We start from the raw sequence: 1767 nt of genomic DNA on the forward strand, positions 1-1767 counted from the left end.
ACAGAGGAGAACCTTTCCAATCCTACCATTTATCACCCACCCCTCAGCCCGGAACAAGGTTCGGCCTATCAAAATATATTCCTCTCAGCTAGGAAGTGCTGTGGAGTTGAACCACTCCGTGGTTCTGGGCTTTTTGGGGTGGTCAAAGGGTTCGCATGCCTAATCAAGGGCTTGCCTTTAGATTTTGTACAATGGGGATTACAAATCCCCTTTATCTGGGTTCGGGATTTCAAATCCCGAACAGCTGGTATTCGAAAAAGTCATGGACATAGCAACATTGGTAAATTTGGAGAAAAAGGACCGCAAGGCCTACGAACAGAGCCTGAAACAGTACCGGGACCTAAAGAATGCGCTAGATGCTAGTAAGCTTGAGGGAAAACTAGAGGGAGAAAAGCTAGGACTGGAGAGGGGTGAAAAACTCGGTATAGAGAAGGGTGAAAAGCTGGGATTGGAGAAAGGTAAGAGGTCCGGGGTTATCAATTTCTTTAATGAAAAAGTCCCTGTACCTGTTATCGCAAAAGCCATGGAGCTTGATGAATCCAAGGTCGAGGGGATTTTAAGGGAAGAGGGGCTTTTGTGATGAGTGCAGAGGAGAACTCTCCAATCCTACCATTTATCACCCACCCCTCAGCCCGGAACAAGGTTAGGCCTATCAAAATATATTCCTCCCAGCTTAGAAGTGCCGTGGAGTTGAACCACTCCGTGGTTCTGGGCTTTTTGGGGTGGTGTCCCAATTCCCCGGGTTTCGCCCGGGGTTATTATTGTTGGACCCTTTCAGGGTCATGGGTCGAAACCAAGAGCACAATTTTTGGCATGAAAACGGTCGCCACTGTAAAATTCCAAAAAGACAATCTCCATCCTGGACTTTGTCCTGGAGAAGGGGGATGAGAGACACCTGCACCGTGTTGGGCTGGTGGACCGTGAAACCGGGGGGCTGTTCAGCGACAAGCTCAACTTCATCTATGTGGAGGTTCCGAAGTTCGAGAAAAAGGAAGCCGATCTCGAAACCAAATTCGACAAATGGCTGTATGTATTAAAGCACCTGGAGTACCTGGAAAGGGTGCCTGTTAGGATTAGGGAAAAGATATTTGAAAAAGTCATGGACATAGCAACATTGGTAAATTTGGAGAAGAAGGACCGCAAGGCCTACGAGCAGAGCCTGAAACAGTACCGGGACCTAAAGAATGCGCTAGATGCTAGTAAGCTTGAGGGAAAACTAGAGGGAGAAAAGCTAGGACTGGAGAGGGGAGAAAAGCTGGGATTGGAGAAAGGTAAGAGGTCCGGGGTTATCAATTTCTTTAATGAAAAAGTCCCTGTACCTGTTATTGCAAAAGCCATGGAGCTTGATGAATCCAAGGTCGAGGGGATTTTAAGGGAAGAGGGGCTTTTGTGATCACTGCAGAGGAGAACTCTCTCCAATCCTACCAGTTTTTGCCCACCCTCAGCCCGGAACAAGGTTAGGCCTATCAAAATATATTCCTCCCAGCTAAGAAGTGCCGTGGAGTTGAACCACCCCGTGGTTCTGGGCTTTTGGGTTGGTCAAAGGGTTCGTGCGCCTAATCAAGGGCTTGCCTATAGATTTTGTACAATGGGGATTACAAATCCCCTTTATCTGGGTTCGGGATTTCAAATCCCGAACAGCTGGTATTCGAAAAAGTCATGGACATAGCAACATTGGTAAACCTGGAGAAGAAGGACCGCAAGGCCTACGAGCAGAGCCTGAAACAGTACCGGGACTTAAAGAATGCGCTAGATGCTAGTAAGTTA

Annotated in this window: 2 protein-coding genes; both read left to right on the forward strand. The window is 47.6% G+C overall.

Annotated elements, in window-relative coordinates:
* The first annotated feature begins 262 nt into the window (after positions 1–262).
* Positions 263–580, forward strand: a complete 318-nt coding sequence (locus DB520_RS26170) for a hypothetical protein (RefSeq protein WP_157972270.1) — start codon at positions 263–265, stop codon at positions 578–580.
* Between the two features lie 279 nt (positions 581–859).
* Complete coding sequence (locus DB520_RS26180) at positions 860–1393, forward strand: Rpn family recombination-promoting nuclease/putative transposase (RefSeq protein ID WP_262511335.1); 534 nt, start codon at positions 860–862, stop codon at positions 1391–1393.
* Positions 1394–1767 lie beyond the last annotated feature (374 nt).

This window comes from Pleomorphovibrio marinus, from assembly GCF_003347495.1.
In the GTDB taxonomy this organism is placed as follows: domain Bacteria; phylum Bacteroidota; class Bacteroidia; order Cytophagales; family Cyclobacteriaceae; genus Pleomorphovibrio; species Pleomorphovibrio marinus.